The sequence below is a fragment of the Planomicrobium sp. CPCC 101110 genome (assembly GCF_007859395.1).
Lineage (GTDB): Bacteria > Bacillota > Bacilli > Bacillales_A > Planococcaceae > Planococcus.
Map to the genome: position 1 here is coordinate 530,817 of NZ_VOHD01000006.1, position 25,137 is coordinate 555,953.

Genomic DNA, 25,137 nt, shown 5'->3' on the forward strand with positions numbered 1-25,137 from the left:
CTCCTTTTTTTGTTTATTTTGATTGGTCGTCCATTTTCAGGATGGCCATGAATGCTTCCTGAGGCACTTCAACAGAACCGACCTGCTTCATGCGCTTTTTACCTTCTTTTTGCTTGTCCAGGAGTTTTCGCTTACGGGAAATATCCCCGCCGTAACATTTGGCCAGAACGTTTTTGCGCATTGCGCTGATCGTTTGGCGTGCGACGATTTTTTGGCCGATGGCAGCCTGGATCGGCACTTCGAACTGCTGGCGCGGAATCAATGTCTTCAATTTATCGACAATGACCTTGCCGCGTTCATATGAAAAGTCGCGGTGAACGATAAAGCTCAATGCATCCACTTGCTCGCCGTTGAGGAGAATATCCATCTTCACAAGCTTGGATTCTTTATAGCCGATCAATTCATAGTCAAAAGACGCGTAGCCTTTTGTCCCTGATTTCAATTGGTCGAAAAAGTCGTAGACAATTTCTGCAAGAGGCAGTTCATAAACGATACTGACACGGGTTGCGTCAATATAATCCATAGTCATGAAGTTGCCCCGTTTTTTCTGGCAGATTTCCATGACTGCCCCGACATAATCATTCGGGACCATAACTGTCGCTTTGACATAAGGCTCTTCAACTTTATCTATTTTTTGTGCATCCGGCATCATAGCCGGGTTGTCGACTTTAAGGGTTTCGCCGTCGGTCATGTGCACATCGTAAATTACGCTTGGCGCAGTAGTAATCAAATCAATATTGAATTCACGTTCGATGCGTTCCTGGATAATCTCCATATGAAGCAATCCGAGGAATCCGCAGCGGTAGCCAAAGCCGAGCGCTTGGGAAGATTCAGGTTCGAACTGCAGCGCAGCATCATTCAGCTCCAATTTTTCGAGCGCATCACGAAGATCATTGTATTTCGATGTATCAATCGGATAAAGGCCGCAATATACCATCGGATTCAAGCGGCGGTAACCAGGCAAAGCTTCCTGTGCCGGATTGTTCGCAAGTGTTATCGTATCTCCGACAGTTGAATCACCGACATTTTTAATGGCAGCAGTCAAGAAGCCTACGTCTCCGACAGTCAACTCTTTCCGCAATGACGTATGCGGCGTAAATACGCCTGCTTCAATCACTTCAAATTCTTTGCCGGAAGCCATCATGCGAATGCGGTCCCCAGGTTTTACAGTTCCTTCTACAATTCGAATGTACGCGACAACCCCACGGTAAGGATCATATAAGGAGTCAAAGATCAACGCTTTTAGTGGAGCACTCGGGTCACCGGTCGGAGCCGGGACTTTTTCGACAATCTGCTCCAGGATTTCTTCAATGCCGATGCCTGCTTTAGCAGAAGCCAGTACAGCTTCCGAAGCATCCAGTCCGATGACTTCTTCGATCTCTCCTCGGACCCGTTCGGGATCAGCGGCAGGCAAATCGATCTTATTAATAACCGGCAAAATTTCAAGTTCGTTGTCAAGGGCCAGATAAACGTTTGCCAACGTTTGCGCTTCAATGCCTTGGGCAGCATCCACTACCAATACTGCACCTTCGCATGCTGCAAGGCTCCGTGAAACTTCATAAGTGAAGTCGACATGCCCCGGGGTGTCGATCAAATGCATGATATACGTTTCCCCGTCTTTCGCTTTATAATTCAATTGAACAGCATTCAATTTGATAGTAATGCCGCGTTCACGCTCCAAATCCATGGAATCCAAAGATTGGGCTTTCATTTCCCGGGAAGTCAAAGCTTCCGTTTTCTCTAGTATCCGGTCGGCAAGCGTCGATTTCCCATGGTCAATATGGGCAATGATGGAAAAGTTGCGAATTTTGCTTTGCCTTGCTAATCGTTCCTCATGATTCATTTTCTTCACTCCTATACAAACTACTATGAATTATAGCAGTGTAACGGATATTGAGCAATGAAAGGCTGTTGAAATCATTTCACTGTCAAGGCAAACTTCTTTGCACGTAACTATTGCATTCCGTTCCGCGATTTGATAAAATAACTCATGTTGTATAGAGACATAAAAGATACGAGGCGGCTTCGTCTCTGTTCCTATTTGTCTAGGAGGTGAAATACATGCCAAACATTAAATCTGCTATCAAACGTGTACGCACGAACGAAACAAAAAACGCTCAAAACTCACACGTGAGATCAACTATGCGTTCTGCTGTTAAAAAAGCTGAGCAAGCTCTTCTTAACAAAGATGAAAACGCAACTGATTCAGTAAAAGCGGCAATCAAACAAGTGGAAAAAGCGGCTTCTAAAGGTCTTATCCACAAAAACACTGCAGCTCGCAAAAAATCTCGTTTGATGAAAAAACAAGCGTAAAACACAAAATGCCGGCCCCTTAATTGGGACCGGCATTTTTTCGTTGATTGCGTTTCATCAAAAAGAATTCCAGAATGCGTTCTCTGTTGCCGCTCACCGTTTTCAGCTGCAGATCAATGTCCGCCAGATCGTTGAGCACTTCGAGAAGCCGCTTCTCAGGAATTTGCTGGCGCTTTTCCACCAGCAGCTTGACGCGGTACGGATGGGCTTTCAGCTGCTTGGAAATCTGTTGGGCGTGATAGCCTTTTTTCTGCAAATAGAAAACATGGACCATAAAACGGATCTGGGACGCCAAAAGCGCCGTCAGCGCCACAGGCTCTTCTTTTTGCCGAAGCAAATCATAGTAAACAGAAAGAGCTCCGCTGATGTCCCCGTCCAGATACGACTGCAGCATCTTGAAGGCATCTTGCTCAAGGGTCCGGGCAGTCATGTCTTCCACCAGCCGCACTGTGATTTCCTCATCTCCAGAACCCAAGTACAGCGACATTTTTTCAATCTCCGAGGATAACAGGGTCAAATTGGTGCCTGCCATCTCCACTAATGCCTGGGCCGCATCTTTCCTGATGCGCTTGCCGAAATTCCGCGCCTCGTGGTCGAGCCACACTTCCAAATCTTGTGCCTGCAGCGCTTTCGCTTCCACAAGCACTGCTTTTTGCTTTATCAGCTTGGTCACTTTCTTGCGCTCATCCAATTTCTCGTAAGGCGCCACAAAAATCGTAACACTGCCGGATGGCGGGTGTTCCAGCCAAGCTTCCAGCATCTTCAGGTCATGGTCGATCTTTTCTTTTCCCCGCTCAGCCGCTTTCAGGAAAGAGGCATTTTTTGCGATGATCAATTTACGGTCACTGAAAAACGGAATGGTATCCGCCTCTTCAATTACCAAGTCGACCGGCACTTCGTCCAGATCGAAAATGGACAATTCCAGTTCGCCGCCGTCCGTTAATTTATTTTTCAACAAATCCACTGTTTTCTCGATAAAATAACTTTCTGTTCCCACCGCTAAATATACAGGGTCTATTTGTCCGCTGCGAATCGCTTTCCAGATTGATGTTATCATAACTTGCGCACCCCCATTACTACTATAGCGGATTTTGGCCGCAATTGGTATTTGACATATTTGTGACGAACCCGAAAATCCCCCCTTTTAAACGAGTTGAATCTAGATTTTTCCTGTTTCTTCGCTTATAATGAGAAGGAATTAGGAGGGGTACAAATGAATGAATTTGAACAGAATGTCCAATCAAAACGCAACGACGCAATAGACGCCGGTATGGGCTTTGTTGTATCATTCGGTTTCTTTGCAGCTATCTTCGTAATTGCAGTAGTGGTAGATTTTATAGCAAGCTAATGAAAAAGTTCCGGCGTATGCCGGAACTTTTTTCTTTTAACGCATCGTCCGAACGGAAGCTTTTCCGTTTTTCACAGTTATCTCGATCGTACCGCTTTCCGCCGTGTTCAATGTACCTAGCTGCAGCTTCTCAAACCGCTCCACCACCTCTTTGCTCGGATGGCCATAACGATTGTCCCGGCCGGCTGAGAAAACCGACAGCGCCGGGCTGACAGAAGACAGGAACGTTTCACCGCTTGAAGTCTTACTGCCGTGGTGGCCGACTTTCAGCACTGTAATCCCATCCAATGCGGCTCCATATTGCCCCAACAATTCCTTTTCCCCGCTAATTTCCAGATCTCCGGCAAACAACACCCGAAAGCCGCCGTTTTCCAATAAAAGCACAAGCGAATCGTTGTTTCCTTCATAGTTTGCATCATTAGGCGATATATAGGTAAATCGGGTGCCGCCGTCTTTCCAGGCTGAACCTCTTCCCGGAAACCGGATGTGCGTTTCTTCAGCATAAGGAAGCAATGATTGGATCAAGTCTGTCTTCTCGGATCCCGGCGACAGATGCAATTGATGGACACGGAACAGTTGGAAAATTTCTTCCGCACCTTCTGCATGATCAGCGTCAGCATGGGACAAAACGAAAGCATCGATTGCAGATATTCCTCGCCCCTTCAAATAAGGGGCAACCACTTGCCTTCCGATTTCATAAGGACGATTGCGCTTTTGGAATGCTTTTTGCTCAAAGCGGAGCAGGCCGCCGCTATCAATCAGGTAGACGCCCCTGCGGTACGGCAATTCAACCAGCGCGCTATCGCCTTGACCGACATCTAGAAAAGTCACTTTCAAAGCCGGATCCACATATGGCACCAGGCTAATGTAAACTGCCGGCACCAGCACAATCAATAATTGCCGCCATTTGAACCCCCGCTCGGCCACGCTGTAAAAGATCAGGACGCTAAACACGAGCAGAACAGCAACGCAAAGACTGGGTTTCCCCGGATTCCATGTCTGATATGGCAATGCAGCAAGCCATTCCATTCCGCTGCCGACTCCGCCGCGCAGCGGTTCATACAGCGCAAACGCAAGATCCGCCAGCGGCCCCGAAACAATTGTCGCCGCAAACAAAACAAAATTGGCCGGCAGTATCACTAGTGTGTAAAGCGGCACAAACAAGCTGTTGACCACGAAAGCAGACAATGAAAGTTCGTAAAAATGAACCAGCAAAATCGGATATAAAGTTAATTGGGAGATGCAAGTGATCAAAAAACCTGTTTTCAGCACAGACGTCTGCCGGGCCAAAAAAGAGAGCGAATAAACAATGGCAAATGTTGCGCCGTAGGACAACTGAAAGCCGATGTTATAGAAGCCGAATGGATTCCAAAAAAGGGAAAAAGTGAAACTGATCAATAAAATTTCCGCAATCGGCAATTTTATGCCGGCCAGCCTGCATGCCAGAACCGCTGTCGCCATTCCTACCGACCTCCAGACGGACGGGGCTCCACCCGCTATCACCGCATATGCCGGAAGCGCTAAAAGCATCAGCAGCAAAACAGTCTCTTTTCTCAACCGGATGCGGATGAGCAGAAAATACAGCAGTCCAGCGACAATTCCTACATGGAGGCCAGAGATTGCAAACAAGTGGGTGATGCCCAAAGTCTGATAGATCCGCTGTTCTTCCGGTGTCATTTTTTCCTGTTCGCCAATCAAAAGCGCTTCCGCTTCAGCAACAAGGCTTTCCGGAAATCGTTTTCTTATGTGCTGTTTGATCCATTCGCGCTGGCTGTTCAGCTTGCTGCGGATTGTCCGGACTTCCCTTGCACCTTCGATGGAATCGATAGCCAGGATTTTAGAAGCGCCATTTTGCTTCACATAGCGCTCCATATTGAATGCATAACGGTGCGATGGCGGTGAAGGCGCTTCGAACACACCGCTGACGCGCAATGCCGATTTGTACAGAAGCCTTTCAAGCGCAGCTTTTTCTTCTGCCGTCTTGATGCGGTAAGTGGCGTAGACAACCGGGCCCCCTTCGATCTGCGCAAATCCGCGCAATCCATCGCCGTCCACGGTGTAATTGCCGTAGAAGCTGAGTTCGCCGGAAAAAGGGCCGGCATAGTTGGTATCATCATGAGTCCGCCAATCTTGGAAGGCGTAAGCCGCCAATGAAAACAGCAAAATGGCAGCAAAAAGGGTTAAAGTTTCCTGTTTCCATAGCATCCAACAAAAAAGCAGCGCCATGAACACGAGAATCTCCGGTGCTTCATGCGCTGCTAGCGTAGCGATGGAAGCTGCCACCGCAATATAAAGGTAAAATTGGCTCTTTACACTTCGACTTCTCCGAATAATTGCTTCACCCGCTCGTTGTAATAGGCCAATTCTTCATCACTGCCGCCTTTTTCACGCAATTTCTCGAGCAATTCCATATACAGGGCCGTTTTTTCGACACTCAGAAAATCGATCTTCCGTTCATCAAAAGGAACTTGGATGACTTCAACACCCGCCTGTTCCAGCAATTCAATCGCATAGGCGTGGTTTTTATAATCCGCCGCGTAGTACAGTCGTGAAATCCCAGACTGGATGATGGATTTTGTGCAGGGCAAGCAAGGAAAGTGGCTGACGTACATATCAGCTCCGCCGACACTGATGCCGTATTTGGCGCATTGCAGCAGCGCATTCATCTCTGCATGGATCGTTCTGATGCAATGGCCGTCCACAACGTAGCAGCCTTTATCGATGCAATGGTCTCCCCCTGATATCGAGCCGTTGTAGCCGCCCGCCATAATCCGACGGTCCCGTACAATTGTCGCTCCAACAGAAAGCCGTGTACATGTGCTTCTTAATGCTAGTAAATGGCTTTGAGCCATGAAAAATTGGTCCCAAGTTATTCGCTTCATCTCATTGCCTCCTGATGGTGTGTATAAAATAAGTGTAGCAGAGGCAGGATTTTCGTCAACCGGCTTCTTGCCCGGGCTTTGACGCTGTTTTTACCGCCATCTTATACCCGCTAATTGACTTTTATCAATTCTGCAAGCTGCTCGAAAGTTTTATCGCCAATGCCGGATACTTCCTTCAGATCCTCCACTTTTTGAAAGGTGCCCGTATCTGTTCTGTAGGCGATAATGGCAGCGGCTTTTGACGGTCCGATGCCAGGAAGCGTCATCAGCTCTTCCTCTGTCGCTGTATTCAAATTGACCAGGGAATCGCTTGCCCCTGTTGGAGTGCCGCTTGGCACCAATGCTTCTTCTCCGACTTCCGGGACATATATGCTCATTTCGTCCTGCACTTTCATTGCCAGATTGATGGCGCGGTCATCCGCAGCCGGCAAAAAACCGCCTGCCGCTTTGATTGCGTCTTGCAATCGGGAACCAGCAGGAAGCTCAAAAACGCCTGGAGAGGCGACTTGGCCTTTTATATCGACCATTAGGTGTTCCGGGATTTCTTCGACCGGTTTTTTGGGGGGTGTCTGCTGAGGGGATTCAGCGTCAATCAAATCAAAAGATGCTTCCGGAACGGCTTCCGGATTTTCTTGGGGAAGTAAAAAATAGATGGCTAGGATAGTTGCGGCGGCTGTTGGGATCAGCAGCCATCCTATCTTGTTCTGAAGCTTAGAAAAATTCATTGGAAATTCCCCTTTTCTTCAGAAGGCAATGAGAGAGAAGCTATCCCAATTATATACAAATTGCCTTCTTTTTGAAAAGGTTTATTTCACTGCATGGAAAAAAATCCGCTGGCTTTCAGCGCCCGGTTCCTCCCCGGTCCAATCGGCGGTTACGGATTCTATCCGGAACCCGGCTTCCTCCAGCCACTTTTTGTACACGGCAACAGGGTATGTGCGCTGTTCATGCGTTTCTTCAAAGCGCTCGAAATGCCGGTTTTGCCGCACGAAAAACGTGATGTCATGAATGACGCTATGGGGATGGTCGCCCGCTTCCGTATGCCAGATATACGCAACATCTTCGCCGTCCAAAACAAACGGACTGTCCATATAAACCGAATCCACCTTGAAAGTCGAATGGACGTCAAAGAAAAAATGCCCGCCTTGGTTCAGCGCTTCGTATACTTCACTGAAAGTTTGCTGGACCTGTTCTTCCGTCTCCAAGTAGTTCAGCGAATCAATGGCAATTGCCACTGCGTCGAAACCGGACAATCCTTCCAGATTATCCATCGACATCTGAAGTGTCGGAATTTGGAGGCCGGCTTCCTGAAACCGCTGACTGGCCATTGTCAGCATTTCTTCTGACAAATCGCTTGCGGTCACTTGAAAGCCCACTTCACTGAAAAGCTGCGAAAGCGTGCCTGTACCGCAAGCCAGATCCAGGACGGAACCGGCTTGCAGGTGGGAGGCGACCCACTCGACCCACTTTTCATATGGAATGTCTTCCATCAGCCCATCATAGACTGATGCAAACTTTCCGTATTTCATATTTCAATAGTCGGCGCTTCTCTCCAAAGGCGCTCCAGGTTGTAGTAAGAACGCTCGTCCTTATGGAAGACGTGCGCAACGATGTCCCCTAAGTCAATCAGAATCCAACGTGCAGCGTCAAACCCTTCAACGCTTTTGACCGGATTTCCGGCTTCGTTCGATTTGTCGATCAATTCTTTTGCAATTGCCTGTACTTGGCGGTCGGAATTCCCGCTGCAGATGATAAAGTAATCTGCCAACAAAGAAATTCCTGCCATATTCAAAACGACGATATCCTCGGCTTTTTTATCTTCTGCTGCATTGTAAGCGGTTTGCAATAATGTTTCTTTTGTCATTCTTCCACGTTCCCTTTCTGTTGCACGAAGTGTTCATAACACTTCAGTGAATCCGGATAAACCGGCTGATTTTTTGATGTTAAAAAGTCGATGGTATGTTTGATGCTTGCTTCCATCATAACATCTAATCCTTGTTCTTTTAATTGACGCAATTCTTCAACACCTGAGAATTTGCGGCCAGGCTCCACCAAATCTGCAATGTAGATGACTTTCTCCAAATCGGACATGCCTGCGCGGCCAGTCGTGTGATATTTTATCGCGTTCAAGATGTCTTCGTCCTGTATGCCGAATTCAGAAGCGGCCACATAGGCACCAACCGGGGCATGCCAAAGTTCTGAATGGTAGTCAAGCAGCAACGGATCCATCCCCTGTTCAATGATGACGGATCTCATCCATTCCCGCTCAGAAAACTTGGCGACGTCATGCAAGGTGGCCGCCACTTGCGCCTTCGATGCTGGAACACCAAATTCATGCGCTAGTTCGGTTGCCGTTTCCACTACCCCTACAACATGATTAAAGCGTTTTTCGGGAAGTCGTTCTTTCACTTTCTGAAGCATCGCGCTTTGATCCATACAATTGCTCCCTTCGGATATAGGCTTCCACTTGTTCCGGCACTAAAAAAGCGATTGTCCGGCCTTTGGCCAGACGGTCTCTTAGCATCGAGGACGACAGGTGAATTTCTGGTGAATCGATCATTGCCACCGGAAGACCTGGACTGCTTTCGTAGCCAGGGCGTTTAATGCCGATAAACCGGACCAGATGGAGCAGTTCTTCAATGCGGTGCCAAGAGCCCAAGCCATCGACCATGTCGCCGCCTATAATAAAATAAAATTCCGTTTCCGGTTCTTTTTCGGCCATTCTCGTCATTGTGTCGAATGTGTACGATACTCCGCCATGTCTGATTTCAAAATCTTCAAGCTGGAATTGAGCTGTGCCAGCAATCGCCAAACGCGTCATTTCAAGACGCTGCTCGGCGCTGGCTCCGCTAACTTCCTTATGGGGCGCAATAAAATTGGGCATAAAACGGACTTCATCCAAAGCCATGGCATGAAGTGCTTCATTGGCCATGATCAGATGGCCGAGATGAGGAGGATTGAATGTTCCGCCTAAGATCCCGACTTTCCTCATCTTTTTACAGGCAGCTCGATTCGTTTGTGGTTGACAGATGGCTTGTACAAAATAACCGTATGGCCGATCAACTGAACCAGTTCAGCGAAAGTGCCTTCGGCCAATGCTTTCGCCACTTCGTTTTTATCGTCTTCGTTGTTCTGCAGAATGCTGACTTTGATCAATTCACGCTTTTCCAACGCCTCTTCTATCTGGCGCAGCATTGTGCCGCTGACTCCGCCTTTTCCCACTTGAAAAATAGGGTCGATGTGATGCGCTTCGCTTCGCAAAAAGCTTTTTTGTTTACTTGTTAACATATTGTCCTCCTAATTTGTTCGTAATCGATTCTTTCATTTTTTCCGTATCCGGCTTGATGCCTGTCCATTTTTCAAAAGCGATTGCCCCTTGGTAAACAAACATGCCGACGCCGTTCAAAGTCATGCAGCCTTGTTCTTTCGCTTTCAGCAAAAAAGGAGTTTCCAACGGATTATAGATGATGTCCGCCGCAATAGAACCCGGCTTTATATTTTCCATGGAAATCGGCAATGCCTGGTCCTTTGACAAGCCGACAGAAGTTGTTTGGATTATCACTCCGTATTGCCCTAACTCTTTTTCCGCTTGCTGCAATGTTATCGCAGTTCCAGAAACATCCTGAGCCAGTTCTTCCGCCCGCCGGAAGGTCCGATTGGCTATTGAGACATCGGAAAACCCCGCGCGTTTCAAAGCGAAGGCAATGCCTCGCGCAGCGCCTCCCGCTCCGATGACCAGCACTTTCTCGCTCAAGCTGACAGGTGCCGCAAACAAGGATTGCACAAATCCGTCGCCGTCCGTGTTATAGCCGATGTATTGTCCTCCATCAAACGCCACCGTGTTCACAGCGCCCATGATTGAAGCGGTATCATCCAAACGGTCCAGAAGCGGCAATATCGCCTCTTTATGCGGCAAAGTAATATTGAATCCACTGACACCCAGCGTCTTTAAAGCGGAAAACGACTTTTCAAGTTCCGCAGGTTCGACGTGGACCGGTATATAAGCAGCATCAACGCCGTTTTCTTTGAACCATGTTTCATGCATATAAGGCGATAAAGAATGGGCAATCGGATCCCCGATCACCGCATACCACTTCTTCATTTGACCCCTCCTATATAAGTGACGGTCTTAGCAGCACTTCTACACCTTTAGGGGCATAGGCTGCAACAACGACATTCGGATGCTGAACCGTAATCCAGCCGAGCCCGGAAAAGACGATGTCGGTTTTGCTGTTTTTCACACTGAATTCATGGCGCACAAGTTCCGGGAAATCGTCCTTGAATTCAGCGGAAGGCGGAGCAAGCATACTGCCAAAATGCTGTTCGTAAAGGGCATCCGCATTCTCAAGTTTTGTGCGGTGGATCGGCAGGTCGTTCGCAACGTGCACAGTGAACGATGACCGGTCCCCTTGAACAAAGTCAAATCGGGCAAGACCGCCGATATAAAGCGTCTGTTCCGGATTCAACTGGAATATCCGCGGTTTGATTTCTTTTTTCGGCATAATCATCTTCAAATCGGCTGGCTGCAGATGGTGCGCCAATTGATGGTGATTGATGATTCCCGGCGTATCGTAAAGAGAGCGCTCATCGTCCAACGGAATTTCAATCATGTCAAGCGTAGTTCCCGGGAAATGGGAAGTCGTGATAATATCCGATTGGCCAGTGGCTTGTTTGATCACCCGGTTGATGAACGTCGATTTCCCGACATTCGTACAGCCGACAACATAGACATCCTCGCCTTTGCGGTATTGGTCGATCGCTTCCATAGCTTCGTCGATGCCTGTCCCTTTATGCGCGCTAACCGTCAATACATCGATCGGTTTCAATCCTAATTTTTTCGCCTCTTGTTTCATCCATTGGATCAGCTTATGCTGCTTGACGGATTTCGGCAAAAGGTCGGCTTTGTTGGCAATCAATAAAATATCGTTATTGCCGACAAACCGGTGCAGCCCCGGCAGCCAGCTGCCGTTGAAATCGAAGATATCGACGATTTTGACGATGAGCCCTTTGCGTTCGCCAAGCCCGTTCAAAATGCGAAGGAAATCGTCGTCGGTTAGCGACACCGGCTGCAATTCGTTATAGTTCTTCAGCCTGAAACAGCGCTGGCAGATAATTTCTTCTTTGTTTAATGAAGATTGCGGTGCATAGCCCGGTTCCCCTGGACGATCCGTCTGGATTTGCGCGCCGCATCCGATACAAGTTGGTATTTCGTTCAATTTTCTTCCTCCCACATCAATTGCCCTTTTTCTTTTAACCTTTTCATGATCCTGCGTTCAACAACCCGGTTGATGCGTGTAAAAAAGCCGTCGCTCTGCGCGACCGGCACAACCAGGATGGTATGCAGCTTGTTCAAGTTGCCGCCGAAAATGTCGGTCAGCATTTGATCGCCGATTACGACGACGTTTTCCCTTTTCACTTCCATGATCTTGAGCGCTTTTCGGAACGCCCGGCCCATCGGCTTCCTTGCTTGATGGATAAAAGGAATTTCCAATGGGTCGGCAAAAGATTTGACCCGCATTTCATTGTTATTCGACACAATGACAACTTGGATTCCTGCATCTTTCATCGATTTTAGCCACTCGATCAACAACGGCGTGGCTTCTGGCCGGTCCCACTCCACCAGGGTATTGTCCAAATCGGTAATAATGCCTTTAATATTTTTTTCCAGCAGCGATTCCGGTGTAATATCCGACACTTTTTTAACGAACTGGCTTGGTATAAAATTTTTGATCATTGCAAACCACTCCCGTTTTCTCGAACTTCATTCAATAGATTATAGCATATTTGCCAGTGCTTCTCCCACCTTGATGGCATGGCCGGCTCTTACTTTTTCATTGAAAGCGATGGTGTTTTCTTCGAAAAACAGCACAACTGTCGATCCAAAGCTGAAATACGCTACTTCCTCTCCTTTTTCCCAGTGCTTTTTCCGATTGGTTAGTTCAATCGAGTTGATGAACATCGCACCGACTTTAACGACAAGCATACGGCCGAACTCAGTTTCCAGCTCGGTGATCAACCGGTAGTTTCCGCTGATCGGCGATTTGCCATACCTCAGCCCCGCCTGGTTTACCGGATAGGATTTTTTGCCGAGCACATATTGTTTCTTCACTTCCCCTTCAGCCGGGCTATGGATACGGTGATAGTCGGCTGGCGACAGGTAAAGCACAACGTATTTCCCATTTTCGTAAGCCTTGGACAAAGCTTGATCGCCAAGCAGGTCCGAAAGCGAATAATGCTGGTTTTTTACAAGGAACCGAATGCCGTCGTGCAAGTCCCCCGCGATTTCAATTTTCCCGTCTACTGGAGAAACAATCGGAGCATCCGCTATTGGCCGGCTTTGTTCTTTTAGCTTGCGGATGAAAAATTCATGGAGTGAGGGGAAAGAAGATAAGGAATTTTCGACGTCGTCAACCGATATCTTATAGGTTTTGATATAGCCGGGAATCATCCAACGGCTGCTGCCCGACTGCGCAAACTGGCGGATCATATTTGATGTTATAGGTCCATTGGTCAATTCAATTGTTCTTTGATATAACTTTTTCTTCACTCAAACACCTCCATTGCTTAAAATAGTCTACCATTATTTTCGCTTACACAGTATAATGAACAGAATAAGTTGACAAAAAAGGAGTGTTTTCCATTGTTATTTATAGAACGGATGGATCACACAGTCAAAAAGCTTAGGTCCCAATCCGCCAACATTCTGACTATCGGCAATATGGGATTTGGCGGCGCTTCTGTAATGGCGGCGTTGAATGGAGCTTTTAGCTACAGTGTGCTATTCATTTTTGTCGCAGCTTTTCTGGATCGTTTTGACGGAATCGTCGCTAGAAAGTTCAATCAGGAGTCTGAGCTCGGCAAACAGCTGGATTCGATGAGTGACATCATTTCCTTCGGTGTGGCGCCGGCCATACTCCTTTATGAATTGGTGTTGAGGGATTTCGGCATAACCGGAATGGTTTTTACTGTCTTTTACATAGCAAGTGGAGCTTTCCGCCTTGCCCGCTTCAATATTTCCGAGTCGAACGGGTATTTTACGGGGCTGCCTATCACTGCTGCCGGAACTGTCGTCACGTTATCTTTTTTTGGGTTATCCGTCTTTCCGCCCGTCTTTTATATGTTCCTTTTTATCATTTGTTCGTTATTGATGGTAAGCACTTTTACATTGAAGAAAATTTAAAAGCTGCGGGCGTTTTATGCCCGCAGCTTTTTCTATGCCTGCACTGTCCGCCGAACTTCAAAAATCAAGCTTTTTTCGAAAGGCGCTCGATGACGTTATGGACAATCTCAGTAGAGTGTTTGGCAGCTACCGGCAAAAACTCTTCGAAAGAGACGTTGGATTCTTTTCCAGCAATATCAGACAAGGCGCGGATCACGACAAACGGCACGTCGAACTGATGGCACACTTGCGCCACAGCTGCCGCTTCCATTTCAGAAGCTTTCATCGACGGAAACGCCTCGCGAACTTTTTCGACGCGTTCGGGATCGTTCATGAACGAATCGCCGGTCGCTATCAATCCGACAGCATACGGATGCTCTCCCAATTCTTCTACAGCTTCCACTGCCATGTCAATCAACGGCTGATGCGAAAGGAAAGCCGCCGGCATTTGAGGAACTTGGCCCATTTCATATCCGAACACCGTCACATCCACATCATGGTGGCGCACTTCATCCGAAATGACAATAGCGCCGACTTCCAGATCGGCATCAAAGCCGCCGGCAGAACCGGTATTGATGACCACATCCGGTTTGAAATGATGCAAGAGAAGCGTCGTTGACAACGCAGCGTTAACTTTGCCGATTCCGCTCTTCAACAACACCACTTCCTGCCCTTTGTATGTACCTGAAGTAAATTCACAATTCGCTATTTCCTCTGTCTTTACCCCATCAAGGCTAGCTCTCATCAATTCAACTTCTTCTTCCATTGCACCGATTACACCGATTCTCATAATTTGTTCTTCCTTTCTTCTTTGGGCTATTCCGTACAAAAAGGCGCCCGTAGTTAATAGGCGCCTTCCAGCGTTTTTAAAATATCCATTTTGACCGGTTTCCAGCCTTTGCCGTCCACCCATTCCAAATGCACGCGGTATTTTTCCTCTTGGTCTTTCGATTGAACAACGCCAATCGATTTTTGAGGGCCGCCGCCGTTTTGAATTCTCATGATATACATATTGTCCGCTTTCAAACCTGTAGCATAAGAAATAGCTTCCACTTTCTCTTTCCAGTCCACTGAATCCTTTTCATAAACCGAAACGTGGTCTCCTTTTTGAGAAGTTTTGACAGGCTCCCAGCTTGTATTGATGACTGTTTCTTCTACAATCGGATCACTGGATGCCGCACTGGTGATTGTTCCACCAATTACCGTACCTTCTTTTTCTTCTGCCCCTGTTTCTTCATCCGATTCTTTTCCGCTGTTTTCAGCGGAATCGCCTTCATCGGATTCTTCCGCAGCGCTATCCGGCTGTGCTTGTTCTTCACCATTTCCCGCTGTTGCATTTGCTTCTTCTGCAGCGTTATCCGTGTCGCTCGCTTGTTCTTCAGATTCTGTCTTGATCTGCACCGTTTCCAGCTCTTGCGTTTCTTCATTTCCACTGCCCAGGAAAATAAACGCGCCAGTTATGAGAATCAATGCAAAAACTAACCCGATCATTCCATTTAAAATTGCATTCGATCGGTTTTTCTTCTTTTTCAAACGAGAAGGATAACGTGGCGGTTCGTTATTTGACATTCGGTTGCCTCCTCTTCAAATTATTTTACCATAATTCCATGTAACAAATTTGACGTTTTGACATAAGGAATGTTTCATTTTCAGGGCGATTTAATAAAAATAGCCATTCTCAAAAGAATGGCCATTCAGACTAGGAGATAGAAACGATTTTTATTTCCATTTCCCCGCCCGGTGTCAATACCTTAACGTTTTCGCCAATTGTGCGGCCAATCATGCTTTTCGCGATTGGCGAGTCGTTTGAAATGCGTCCTTCAAGAGGGTCCGCTTCCGCTGATCCCACAATTGTATAAGATTCTTCGTCGCCGCTTGGAATTTCCACGAATGTTACTGTAGTCCCTAGGCGAACGATATCTTTATTGGTTTCATCATCAGTTATAATTACGGCATTGCGGATCATCGATTCCAATTGGGCGATGCGTCCTTCCACAAATGCCTGATCTTCTTTTGCGGAATCATACTCGGAGTTCTCGGATAAATCCCCGAAACTGCGAGCGACTTTGATGCGTTCAACGACTTCTTTACGTTTTACAGTTTTTAAGAAGTCCAGTTCATCTTCCAATTTCTGCTTTCCTGCAGCTGTCATTGGAAATTGTTTTTCGTTTGCCATTTTCCCCACTCCTTCAACTGCTGACTCTAGATAACTGTGAATATCCGTCAGTCTCGTATCATCATATTATAATAACCCATTCTATTCAAGAATTGTTTTAATTTTTGTAACCATTAAATCGATTGCAACTTGATTTTGGCCGCCTTCGGGGATGATAACATCCGCATAGCGTTTGGTCGGTTCGATAAACTGGTTGTGCATCGGCCGGACCACCTTCAAGTATTGGTCGATGACAGAATCGATGGTCCGTCCGCGCTCGTTGATATCGCGAAGCAAGCGGCGGATAATCCGCAAATCGGCGTCTGTATCGACAAACAGCTTGATATCCATCAGTTCACGGAGGCGAACATCATCCAGCACCAAAATGCCTTCAAGGATGATCACATCTTTCGGTTCGATTCCTACTGTCTCTTCTGAACGCGTATGTAATGCGTAATTGTATACGGGCTTTTCAATCGGCTTTCTTTCCAGCAGGCTGTTGATGTGCTCGATAAGCAAATCGGTATCAAAAGCCAAAGGATGGTCATAATTGGTTTTCAAGCGTTCTTCAAAAGCCAAATGGCTTTGGTCTTTGTAGTAATAGTCTTGTTCAATGACCACAACTGAATTTTCTTTGAATACTTCGTAGATGGAATTTGTGACGCTCGTTTTCCCCGAACCCGAGCCGCCCGCAATTCCGATTACAACTGGACGATTTTTAGACATTTTCCAAGCTCCTTGCATGCCGCTATATTTTTATGCTTGCTTCTTTTTACAAACCATGATGCCGTCTCCGGCCGATAACAACGTCGTGTCGTAGTCGGGATGGGCCATCATTTTCTCCCTGAACTGTTTGATATTCCGGATCATCGTCCGTTTTCGCCTCGGCACTTCGGAAATTTCCTGTTCCGCCAAGCCGTGCATTTTCATATTATCGCAATACAAAACCCCGCCCTTTGCCAACAGCGTTTCATATTTTTCGAAAAATCGGTCGTACTGGCCTTTTGCTGCATCTATGAAAATCGCGTCATAGGAAGAGCCCAGTTCTTTCAACTCCAGTTCAAGTGCGTCCGCATGGAAAACCCGGATTTTCCCCTCCAGCCCGGCTTCGCCTATGAATTCCACCGCTTTATGGAATCGCCCATTGTCCCGTTCAATCGTATCGATGGTGCACCCAGGCAGAGCCACCGCCACTTTTATGGCTGAGAAGCCGATTGCCGCTCCAATTTCCAATACCGACTCCGGCTTTTGTTCACGCAACAATTGCAGAAGGAATTCGATGCCCTGGTCTTCCATGATAGGCACATGGTGCTCTGCAGCATATGCTTTGATCGATTGCAATGTTGCTGTTATATGCTCATTTGTCATGCAGAAAGCTCCTTTTTTACCCTACAAAAATTACACCCCATCATACCATATAATAAAATTTAATTCAAAAAGAAGAAGGAAAGCGTCGCCGCATCCTTCTCTTCTTGGGTTAATTTCCAATATACTTTTCCTGGTTTTCCAGGTGTTCTTCGTAAGTTTTCGCGAAATGGTTCTTGCCTTCAGAATCTGCCAGGAAATATTCGTACTCGGTGTCAGCCGGGTCTATAACGGCCTGTATGGACGATAGGCCAGCAGAGGCAATCGGCCCAGGCGGCAATCCTTTGTTCTGATAGGTGCTGTACGGATGTTCAAATTCATAATCCTTGTTGAACAGCCGTTCTTTGTGTTCGCCCATCGCATAGATGACGGTCGGATCCGTTTGCAGCGGCATGTCCTTTTCCAAACGATTGTAGAAGACGCTGGCGATTGTTTGGCGGTCCGACTGTGCGGTCGCCTCTTCCTCGAGCAGCGAAGCGAAAGTCAATAGCCAATGCGGCGTTTTATCCATTTCATCCAGCACCGACTTGTACTGCATCACATTTGTTTCGGTGGCATCAAGCATCTGCTCGATGATCAGCGTCAAGGAAGGATCTTCTTCGTAGAATGGATAAGTCGCCGGGAACAGATAGCCTTCCAGCGGATAGCGGATGTCTTCGTCCAGTATTTCTTCCGTCAATAACTCCGGATGCTCGGCCATCAATTCTTCGATATATGCTTTGTCCTTCATTTTTTCAATGAATTCTTCCGCAGTGAAATCGGTTTTTTGGGCGATGACGTTTTCCGCGATTTCTTCAATCGTCAAACCTTCCGGGAATGTGATGCTGAACAAAGGCTCGCGGTAAACTTTTCCGGTTTTCAAGCTTTCCGTAATTTCATCAAGCGTCATGGACGGCCTTAAGCCGTAGTCGCCGGCTTGAAATTCCGCCTGGTTGTTGAACTTCACATAATATTTGTAGACACGGGCATCTTTCACTAAGCCGTTTTCTTCCAGCAATTCGGAAATGCTATCCAGATTGGAGCCGATCGGCACATTGATATCGATGACTTTCTCCGAATCCGGATCCACCGGCTTCAAGGCGCCGGAAACAAAATTGTAAGTGCGGAATCCCGCTATGCCAATAATAAGCAGTAGAATAAGTGCAATTACAAATACAATGCGCCGGACGACCCTCACCTCTTGTTTTTTCTCTTTCATCCGTGCCAGCATGATCTCTTTTTTAGATTGATTTTCCACGGGTTCCCCCCCTTAGCTTGTCACTTACAAGTATACAAGAAATCAGCACAAAAGAAAAAGGCGGAATTAGATTTCAATTCCGCCCCTCTTCCGATCCTTCGATCAAACTTCTTCGTTTTCTTCTTCTTCGTCAAGGAACGTGTTCAGCATTTCTTCGATCATGTCCCATTCTTCGTCAGTTTCAACCGGTTGAAGTTCTCCGCCGCCCACAGCAGAATCAGCGTCTGCAGTTTCAGTGAAGGAAGATGCATGAATTTCAATTTCGCCTTCTTCGTCTTCTTCAGCGCCGACCGGGAAGTACAGTACATAAGACTTTCCGAATTCCTCCGAATCAAATGTAAACAATACTTCAAATAGTTGCTCGTTGCCGTTTTCATCAACGACTGTAATGTGCTCTTGTCCGTGTTCCATTTGCGTCACCTCATCATTTTTTAAAATCAAGATAGCCTTGCAAGATCATGACCGCAGCCATCTTGTCAATCACTTTTTTGCGATTCTTCCGGCTGACGTCTGCTGAGATCAACATCTTTTCAGCAGCAGATGTCGTGAGCCGTTCATCCCATAAGACTACCGGTATAGCATACGCTTCTTTGAGCAAAGCTGCAAATCTTTCGGATGCTTCAGCCCGGGGGCCTATGGTATTATTCATGTTTTTCGGATAGCCGACGACCACTTCGGTGACTTCGTATTGCTTGATCAGTTCACCGAGGCGCTCCATTCCGAATTCTTCTGCCGATTCATTGATTTTGACGGTTTCGATGCCTTGGGCAGTCCACCCAAATGCATCGCTGATCGCAACCCCGATTGTTTTTGAACCGACATCAAGTCCCATTGTCCGCATGTTTATTCCTCATTATTCTTTTTGATATAGAATTTCACAAGCTCTTCGAGAATTTCATCCCGTTCCAGTTTGCGTATCATATTTCGTGCATCTTGGTGGCGAGGAATATAAGCCGGATCACCTGATAATAAATATCCGACAATTTGATTGATCGGATTATAGCCTTTCTCTTCCAGTGAAGCATGAACTTGAAGCATCACCTGTTTCACTTCTTGCTGCATTGATTCATCAGGCGAATTGAACTTCATGGTTTTGTCAAATGAACTCACGACAAGCACCTCGCTTTCTGATTTGGCTAGGAGAAAAAGTTCCCGCTTCCTTGTTTTTCATTATATACGATTACCCGCATTTATAAAACCTATTTAAGCAAAGTGTAGACAGATTCAAGGGCAGCATCCAGCTTGTCCGGGTTTTTAGCACCCGCCATGGCCATATCAGGCCGGCCGCCGCCTTTGCCTCCACACTGCTCTGCAACATGTTTGACGATTTGGCCCGCATGATAGTTCCCGCCAACCAGATCTTTTGTGACGCCCGCTACCAGCATGACTTTCTCGCCGTCTGTCGCGCCGAGCACAAGGACCGCTTTCTCGAACTTCTGTTTCAGGTCGTCCATCATCTGGCGCAGCTGGTTGTTGTCTTTCGCTTCCACTTTTGTGGACAGCACAGTAACATCCCCGACTTGGCGAGCTTTTTCCATGATTTCACCGGACTGGGCATTGGAAATTTTGGCCATCAGCGATTCGTTTTCACGCTGCAGCCCTTTCATTTCCTGCTGGAACGACTGAACTTTCTGGACCAGATCTTTTGGGGCAGCTTTCAGCAAGCCGGCTGCCTGCTCCAGCGTGCGCTCACTGTCCTTCAGGCTTTCATAAGCACCTTTCCCTGTAACAGCTTCAATGCGGCGAATGCCGGCACCGATGCCGCTTTCAGAGACGATTTTAAACAGGCCGATTTCTGCAGTGTTGTTCACATGGACGCCGCCGCATAACTCCAGCGAATAGCCGCCGATTTCCACAACACGGACGATGTCGCCGTATTTTTCGCCGAACAACGCCATCGCGCCCATATCTTTCGCTTCCTGCAAGTTATGGTAGCCGGTTTGGACAGGAATGCCGCCCCATACCTTTTCATTGACGATCTGCTCGATCTGATCGAGTTCTTCTTTTGTTACGCCTCCGAAATGCGAGAAGTCAAAGCGCAGGCGGTCAGGTCCGACATATGAGCCTGCCTGGTTCACGTGCGTCCCCAAAACGTCTTTTAGCGCCTGGTGCAATAGGTGGGTCGCCGTATGGTTTTTCACCGTATGGCGGCGTTCTGAAGCATCCACTTGGGCATGCACTGCCGACTTCGTCAATTCGCCTGATTCCACGCGGACAGTATGCAGGTTTTGGCCATTCGGCGCTTTTTTAACATCCAGCACTGCCGCATGGACCAAATCGTTTGACAGGGTTCCACGGTCGGCAATTTGTCCGCCGCTCTCAGCGTAGAATGGCGTCTGGTCCAAAATGACTTGCACTTCATCGCCTTCCTGGGCGCTTTCGGCAAGTTCGCCGTCTTTGATGATGACCGCCACTTGTGCGTCAGCCACCGTATTGCTGTAGCCGACAAATTTGCTCGGTTCTTTGATATTGCCGAGCACTTCCGACTGGCTCTGCATCGAGTTGACGTTTTGGCGCGCGCTTCTTGCGCGGTCGCGCTGAGCTTCCATTGCGGCTTCAAATCCGGCATAGTCGACCGTCATGCCTTCGTCTTCAGCATATTCTTCTGTCAATTCAATCGGGAAGCCGTATGTGTCATACAGGCGGAATGCATCTTCGCCAGGAACTTCCTTCTTGCCCGCTTCTTTCTGCAAGGCCACAACTTGCGACAAAATTTCCAGGCCGTCATGAAGCGTTTCGTGGAAACGCTCTTCTTCCAGTTTCATAACGCGGATGATGAAATCCTGCTTGTCTTTGACTTCCGGGTAGAAGTCGACCATGATTTCGCCGACTACAGGAACCAATTCGTACATGAACGGCTTTTCGATGCCCAATTTCTTCGCGAAGCGGACTGCTCGGCGAAGCAGGCGGCGCAATACGTAGCCCCGGCCTTCATTGGAAGGAAGCGCTCCGTCGCCGATTGCGAATGCTACCGTGCGGACGTGGTCGGCAATCACCTTGAATGCCATATCAGCTTCAGCGTCCTCGCCGTATTTCTTGCCTGAAATCGCTTCTGTTTTCTCGATGATCGGCATGAACAAATCCGTGTCATAGTTGGTCGGAACATCCTGGACAACCGACGTAATGCGCTCAAGCCCCATGCCGGTATCTATGTTTTGCTTCGGCAGCGGCGTGTACGTATGGTCCGGGTTGTGGTTGAACTGGGAAAACACCAAGTTCCAGATTTCCAAATAGCGGTCGTTTTCTCCGCCTGGATACAGTTCCGGATCGTTCAGGTCATTGCCGTAGCTTTCGCCTCGGTCATAGAAAATCTCCGAGTTCGGTCCGCTCGGGCCTTCCCCGATATCCCAGAAGTTCCCTTCAAGGCGGATGATGCGTTCTGCTGGAATTCCGACTTCGTTCAGCCAGATCTCGTAGGCTTCCTCATCTTCCGGATGAATGGTAACAGAAAGTTTTTCCGGGTCGAATCCGATCCATTTGTCGTCTGTTAAAAATTCCCATGCCCAATGAATCGCTTCTTTTTTGAAATATTCCCCGATTGAAAAGTTGCCGAGCATTTCAAAAAACGTATGGTGCCGTGCTGTTTTCCCGACGTTTTCGATGTCATTTGTGCGGATCGATTTTTGGGCATTCACTATGCGCGGATTTTCCGGGATGATGCGTCCGTCAAAGTATTTTTTCAGCGTCGCCACCCCGCTGTTGATCCACAAAAGGGATGGATCCTCAAACGGCACGAGCGGTGCGCTCGGCTCCTGGTCATGGCCTTTTTCCTTAAAGAAATCCAAATACATTTTTCTGATGTCTGCTGCTTTCATCGTCTTCATGGTTTTCATGTTTTTCCTCCTTTACATAATAAAAAGCCTTCATCCCATGAAAGGGACGAAGGCTAACATTCGCGGTACCACCCTAGTTACACGGACAAACTCGCCCATGTCTCTCGAAGCGCCTTAACGCGGCAAAACGGCAGGGATTAGCTGCACTCAGGAGTAGCTTTCTAAAACAGCATGCCGGAGGTTCTTTCAGCCGGGGAACCTCTTTCTGGACGGACGCAATCTTATACTTTCTCCATCAATGTGTTGGGTATGGATATAAATTGAATTATATAGAACAGGGCTGAATTGTGTCAATAGCTGAGGTCCTCTTTATGGTATCCGGAAAGCGCCTGTCCATCCTACGGATCTGCCATCGCCAGGGAAATACCCTCGTTGGAGTGTGATGGCGCCCTCTTTCATATACAAACAAAAAAGCGCCCGCGGGCGCTTTCCGTTTTCATTACGCTTCTAAAAAATCACGCGGTGTGACGCCTTCCATGCCGATCAGCGGATGGATTGCATGGGCGTTCTCGGCGGTCAAGCTTGCTGGCCCGGCTTCTTCCTGGAGAATTTCCGGCGCCGGCTCTTTTGTTGAGGCGGCAAGGCGGTCTTTCAGCGTCGTCATGCGCTGGGTGTCGTCGGTGCGCTCTACACCGAAACGGAAAACGCCCGGGTCTCCGCAAAGAATCAGAAAGTCTTTGCTCCGGGTGATTCCCGTGTACAGCAAATTCCGCCGCAGCATTTTCATATAGCCCCGGACGACCGGCATGATGACCGTCGGGAATTCCGAACCCTGCGCCTTATGGATGGAACAGCAGTACGCGAGCGTCAGCTGATTCAAATCGCTGCGCTGGTATGTCACTTCAATGCCGTCAAACGACGCCACGAGCATGTCTTGTTTCTCAACGGTTTCTTTCGCTTTCATGATGGCCACCACTTCGCCCATATCTCCGTTGAAGACATTGCTTTCCGGCTGGTTGACAAGCTGCAGGATCTTGTCGCCGATCCGGTAGGTGATGTCGCCAAATACCAGCTCTTTCCGTGTGCCGTCGGGATTCGGGTTGACCATTTCCTGAATCATGCGGTTCAGCGCATCGATGCCGGCCGGCCCTTTGTACATCGGTGCAAGCACTTGTATGTCTTTGATCGAATGGCCTTTTGACAGCGCACTTTTCACAACTTTTTCAACAACCGACGGAATCTGCTCAGCTCCCGCTTTGATAAATGAGCGATCCGATGTTTTTGCCGTGATGTCCGCCGGCAGCTGGCCGTTTTTCATCTGGTGGGCAAGTTCGATGATCGATGAACCGGAAGATTGCCGGTAGATGTCTTTCAGCTCGACTGTCGGAATTCGTTTGGCGTCGAGCAAATCGCGGAGCACCTGGCCCGGCCCGACAGGCGGCAGCTGGTCCTGATCGCCGACAAAAATGATCTGCGCATCTTCGGGCACAGCTTTCAGCAATTGATGGGCGAGCCATGTGTCGACCATCGACATTTCATCGATGATGATCAGTTTGCCTTCGATTTCTTTCTCGGTTTCTTCCTCTTTTTCCTGGCCGTTAAAGCCGAGGAGCCGGTGGATCGTCATCGCCGGAAGTTCCGTCGATTCGCTCAGGCGTTTTGCGGCACGCCCGGTCGGCGCTGCCAGAATGATCGGAAAAGGTTCTTTCTTCTTGGCGTAATCCTTCGGATCCAGCGACAGTCCATGCAGTTCGGCATACACTTCCACCAGTCCCCTGACGACGGTCGTTTTGCCCGTACCTGGGCCGCCGGTCAAAATCATCACCGACGAATTGATGCTTGAGTCGATCGCCTCGATCTGCGTCTCGGCGTAGTTCACGCCAAGCCGCTCCTCCGCTTCCCCGAGTGCCCGGCGCACCTCCGAAGCCGGGAACCGGTCGCGGTTTTCCTGGGAAGAAAGCAATGTCTCGAGCTTTGTCGCAATCCCCACTTCGGAATAATACAATGACGGCAAATAAAGCCGCGTTTCTTCCCCCGCTACTTTGCCTTCTTCATTCAGTTCGATCATCGCTTTTGAAATGGCTTCGATGGAAATCTCTTCGCGCTGGCTCGTTTCCAGCAGCTGTTTCACAAGCGGAATCAGCGTTTTTGCGTCGACATAGACGTGCCCTTCCGAAAGTGAAGCCTGGTTCAGCAAATGCAGGACCGACGCTTTGATCCGGTCCGGGTGGCTGCCTGTGATGCCAAGCTTGGCACCAAGTTCATCCGCCCGCTGAAAACCGATGCCTTCGATCTCCTCAATGAGGCGGAACGGGTTTTTTGTCAACAGATCGATGGTCTCCTCCCGGTATGCCTGGTAAATGCGCATGCCGACCTGCGGGCCGAAGCCCCAATCGTTCAATTGGATCATGACCCGCTCAAGCCCAAGATTCATCTGCAGCGTCGAACGGATATTGTCCTTTTTATCATCCGAGAGCCGCGGAATAGCGTCGAGCGCTTCCGGGTCTTCCAGGATTTTTTTTATCGCGTCTTTTCCAAGCTTCTTGACGATCGTTTCAGCGGTTTTCCGTCCGATGCCATTGAACATATCACTTGATAGATAATGGATGATGCCCTGTTCGGTTTCCGGCACTTCTTTCGTGAACGTCTCGACCTGGAACTGGACGCCGTATTTCGGATGGTTCCTGACCGCTCCGGTAAACCGGTACTGTTCCTCGAGCGATAACTGGGGGAAGTAGCCGGATACGATGATTTCTTTTTCTTCATACGAGGTGTTTGTCTGTTGGATTTTCACTTTTGCGATGGAAAACAAATTATCGGGATTGTGAAAAATAGAAACGACCGGACGTCCCAGTACAAACTGAACTTCTTCTTGAAACAAATCGATTTGCCCTGCCATGCCAGC

General features: G+C 48.1%; 28 protein-coding genes and 1 other annotated feature. Of the genes, 3 read left to right on the forward strand and 25 right to left on the reverse strand.

Features of this window, described 5'->3' with window-relative positions:
* Nucleotides 1-13: 13 nt before the first annotated feature.
* Nucleotides 14-1,843, reverse strand: a complete 1,830-nt coding sequence (gene lepA / locus FQV30_RS10530; protein WP_146500111.1) for a translation elongation factor 4 — start codon at nucleotides 1,841-1,843, stop codon at nucleotides 14-16.
* 218 nt (nucleotides 1,844-2,061) lie between these two features.
* Between lepA and rpsT the strand changes: the two genes are divergently transcribed.
* The gene (gene rpsT, locus FQV30_RS10535; RefSeq protein ID WP_146494556.1) at nucleotides 2,062-2,313 is read left to right on the forward strand and encodes a 30S ribosomal protein S20; all 252 of its coding nucleotides are present in this window, start codon (nucleotides 2,062-2,064) and stop codon (nucleotides 2,311-2,313) included.
* Between the two features lie 19 nt (nucleotides 2,314-2,332).
* On the opposite strand, the gene holA is transcribed toward rpsT, so the two are convergent.
* Nucleotides 2,333-3,370 carry a DNA polymerase III subunit delta gene (gene holA, locus FQV30_RS10540; protein ID WP_146500112.1) on the reverse strand — a complete coding sequence of 346 codons (1,038 nt, stop codon included), beginning with the start codon at nucleotides 3,368-3,370 and terminating at the stop codon, nucleotides 2,333-2,335.
* Between the two features lie 156 nt (nucleotides 3,371-3,526).
* Between holA and FQV30_RS10545 the strand changes: the two genes are divergently transcribed.
* On the forward strand, nucleotides 3,527-3,661 hold the full coding sequence (locus FQV30_RS10545) for a YqzM family protein (RefSeq protein WP_146494554.1): 135 nt from the start codon (nucleotides 3,527-3,529) through the stop codon (nucleotides 3,659-3,661).
* Between the two features lie 36 nt (nucleotides 3,662-3,697).
* On the opposite strand, the gene FQV30_RS10550 is transcribed toward FQV30_RS10545, so the two are convergent.
* From FQV30_RS10550 to FQV30_RS10605, 12 genes are all read right to left on the reverse strand, one after another.
* Entirely contained in the window at nucleotides 3,698-5,887 is a 2,190-nt protein-coding gene (locus FQV30_RS10550; protein WP_255473407.1) for a DNA internalization-related competence protein ComEC/Rec2, read from the reverse strand.
* An 83-nt stretch (nucleotides 5,888-5,970) separates the two neighbouring features.
* Nucleotides 5,971-6,543 (reverse strand): ComE operon protein 2, encoded by a 573-nt coding sequence (locus FQV30_RS10555; protein ID WP_146500113.1) that lies wholly within the window; start codon nucleotides 6,541-6,543, stop codon nucleotides 5,971-5,973.
* 110 nt (nucleotides 6,544-6,653) lie between these two features.
* On the reverse strand, nucleotides 6,654-7,268 hold the full coding sequence (locus tag FQV30_RS10560; protein WP_146500114.1) for a helix-hairpin-helix domain-containing protein: 615 nt from the start codon (nucleotides 7,266-7,268) through the stop codon (nucleotides 6,654-6,656).
* Between the two features lie 81 nt (nucleotides 7,269-7,349).
* Nucleotides 7,350-8,072 (reverse strand): class I SAM-dependent DNA methyltransferase, encoded by a 723-nt coding sequence (locus FQV30_RS10565; protein ID WP_146500115.1) that lies wholly within the window; start codon nucleotides 8,070-8,072, stop codon nucleotides 7,350-7,352.
* Complete coding sequence (rsfS, locus tag FQV30_RS10570; protein WP_146500116.1) at nucleotides 8,069-8,407, reverse strand: ribosome silencing factor; 339 nt, start codon at nucleotides 8,405-8,407, stop codon at nucleotides 8,069-8,071. The genes FQV30_RS10565 and rsfS overlap by 4 nt, the downstream gene beginning before the upstream one ends.
* The gene (gene yqeK, locus FQV30_RS10575) at nucleotides 8,404-8,979 is read right to left on the reverse strand and encodes a bis(5'-nucleosyl)-tetraphosphatase (symmetrical) YqeK (RefSeq protein ID WP_146500117.1); all 576 of its coding nucleotides are present in this window, start codon (nucleotides 8,977-8,979) and stop codon (nucleotides 8,404-8,406) included. Before yqeK ends, rsfS begins: the two co-directional genes overlap by 4 nt.
* Nucleotides 8,921-9,535 (reverse strand): nicotinate-nucleotide adenylyltransferase, encoded by a 615-nt coding sequence (locus FQV30_RS10580; RefSeq protein WP_146500118.1) that lies wholly within the window; start codon nucleotides 9,533-9,535, stop codon nucleotides 8,921-8,923. The genes yqeK and FQV30_RS10580 overlap by 59 nt, the downstream gene beginning before the upstream one ends.
* Nucleotides 9,532-9,831, reverse strand: coding sequence for a ribosome assembly RNA-binding protein YhbY (yhbY, locus tag FQV30_RS10585; protein ID WP_146500119.1), 300 nt, complete (start codon nucleotides 9,829-9,831; stop codon nucleotides 9,532-9,534). The genes FQV30_RS10580 and yhbY overlap by 4 nt, the downstream gene beginning before the upstream one ends.
* Nucleotides 9,818-10,645: a shikimate dehydrogenase gene (gene aroE, locus FQV30_RS10590; RefSeq protein ID WP_146500120.1), complete on the reverse strand. Its 828-nt coding sequence runs from the start codon at nucleotides 10,643-10,645 to the stop codon at nucleotides 9,818-9,820. Before aroE ends, yhbY begins: the two co-directional genes overlap by 14 nt.
* A gap of 10 nt (nucleotides 10,646-10,655) precedes the next feature.
* Entirely contained in the window at nucleotides 10,656-11,759 is a 1,104-nt protein-coding gene (gene yqeH / locus FQV30_RS10595; protein ID WP_146500121.1) for a ribosome biogenesis GTPase YqeH, read from the reverse strand.
* Entirely contained in the window at nucleotides 11,756-12,277 is a 522-nt protein-coding gene (locus FQV30_RS10600; RefSeq protein ID WP_146500122.1) for a YqeG family HAD IIIA-type phosphatase, read from the reverse strand. The genes yqeH and FQV30_RS10600 overlap by 4 nt, the downstream gene beginning before the upstream one ends.
* A gap of 39 nt (nucleotides 12,278-12,316) precedes the next feature.
* The gene (locus FQV30_RS10605; protein WP_146500123.1) at nucleotides 12,317-13,090 is read right to left on the reverse strand and encodes a phosphatidylserine decarboxylase; all 774 of its coding nucleotides are present in this window, start codon (nucleotides 13,088-13,090) and stop codon (nucleotides 12,317-12,319) included.
* Between the two features lie 93 nt (nucleotides 13,091-13,183).
* On the opposite strand from FQV30_RS10605, the gene pssA reads away from it, so the two are divergent.
* A complete protein-coding gene (gene pssA / locus FQV30_RS10610) occupies nucleotides 13,184-13,723 on the forward strand; it encodes a CDP-diacylglycerol--serine O-phosphatidyltransferase (protein WP_146500124.1) in 540 nt (179 codons plus the stop codon).
* A 64-nt stretch (nucleotides 13,724-13,787) separates the two neighbouring features.
* Here the strand turns inward: pssA and mtnN are convergent, their stop codons facing one another.
* The 11 genes from mtnN to recD2 all read right to left on the reverse strand — a co-directional run bounded on the left by mtnN (nucleotide 13,788) and on the right by recD2 (nucleotide 25,131).
* The gene (gene mtnN, locus FQV30_RS10615) at nucleotides 13,788-14,492 is read right to left on the reverse strand and encodes a 5'-methylthioadenosine/S-adenosylhomocysteine nucleosidase (RefSeq protein ID WP_146500125.1); all 705 of its coding nucleotides are present in this window, start codon (nucleotides 14,490-14,492) and stop codon (nucleotides 13,788-13,790) included.
* A gap of 53 nt (nucleotides 14,493-14,545) precedes the next feature.
* Nucleotides 14,546-15,271: a DUF1510 family protein gene (locus FQV30_RS10620; protein WP_146500126.1), complete on the reverse strand. Its 726-nt coding sequence runs from the start codon at nucleotides 15,269-15,271 to the stop codon at nucleotides 14,546-14,548.
* 130 nt (nucleotides 15,272-15,401) lie between these two features.
* Nucleotides 15,402-15,878 (reverse strand): transcription elongation factor GreA, encoded by a 477-nt coding sequence (gene greA / locus FQV30_RS10625; RefSeq protein WP_146500127.1) that lies wholly within the window; start codon nucleotides 15,876-15,878, stop codon nucleotides 15,402-15,404.
* An 81-nt stretch (nucleotides 15,879-15,959) separates the two neighbouring features.
* Nucleotides 15,960-16,583 carry a uridine kinase gene (gene udk, locus FQV30_RS10630; protein ID WP_146500128.1) on the reverse strand — a complete coding sequence of 208 codons (624 nt, stop codon included), beginning with the start codon at nucleotides 16,581-16,583 and terminating at the stop codon, nucleotides 15,960-15,962.
* Nucleotides 16,584-16,613: 30 nt separating this feature from the next.
* On the reverse strand, nucleotides 16,614-17,225 hold the full coding sequence (locus FQV30_RS10635) for an O-methyltransferase (protein WP_146500129.1): 612 nt from the start codon (nucleotides 17,223-17,225) through the stop codon (nucleotides 16,614-16,616).
* A 109-nt stretch (nucleotides 17,226-17,334) separates the two neighbouring features.
* Complete coding sequence (mltG, locus tag FQV30_RS10640) at nucleotides 17,335-18,459, reverse strand: endolytic transglycosylase MltG (RefSeq protein ID WP_146500130.1); 1,125 nt, start codon at nucleotides 18,457-18,459, stop codon at nucleotides 17,335-17,337.
* A gap of 102 nt (nucleotides 18,460-18,561) precedes the next feature.
* Complete coding sequence (locus FQV30_RS10645; protein WP_146500131.1) at nucleotides 18,562-18,870, reverse strand: DUF1292 domain-containing protein; 309 nt, start codon at nucleotides 18,868-18,870, stop codon at nucleotides 18,562-18,564.
* 13 nt (nucleotides 18,871-18,883) lie between these two features.
* Complete coding sequence (gene ruvX / locus FQV30_RS10650) at nucleotides 18,884-19,300, reverse strand: Holliday junction resolvase RuvX (protein WP_146500132.1); 417 nt, start codon at nucleotides 19,298-19,300, stop codon at nucleotides 18,884-18,886.
* A gap of 2 nt (nucleotides 19,301-19,302) precedes the next feature.
* Nucleotides 19,303-19,569, reverse strand: coding sequence for an IreB family regulatory phosphoprotein (locus FQV30_RS10655; RefSeq protein ID WP_146494533.1), 267 nt, complete (start codon nucleotides 19,567-19,569; stop codon nucleotides 19,303-19,305).
* Between the two features lie 89 nt (nucleotides 19,570-19,658).
* The gene (gene alaS, locus FQV30_RS10660) at nucleotides 19,659-22,283 is read right to left on the reverse strand and encodes an alanine--tRNA ligase (RefSeq protein ID WP_146500373.1); all 2,625 of its coding nucleotides are present in this window, start codon (nucleotides 22,281-22,283) and stop codon (nucleotides 19,659-19,661) included.
* Nucleotides 22,284-22,331: 48 nt separating this feature from the next.
* Nucleotides 22,332-22,540: a binding site (T-box leader), on the reverse strand.
* Between the two features lie 191 nt (nucleotides 22,541-22,731).
* The gene (gene recD2 / locus FQV30_RS10665) at nucleotides 22,732-25,131 is read right to left on the reverse strand and encodes an SF1B family DNA helicase RecD2 (protein WP_146500133.1); all 2,400 of its coding nucleotides are present in this window, start codon (nucleotides 25,129-25,131) and stop codon (nucleotides 22,732-22,734) included.
* Nucleotides 25,132-25,137: the final 6 nt, after the last annotated feature.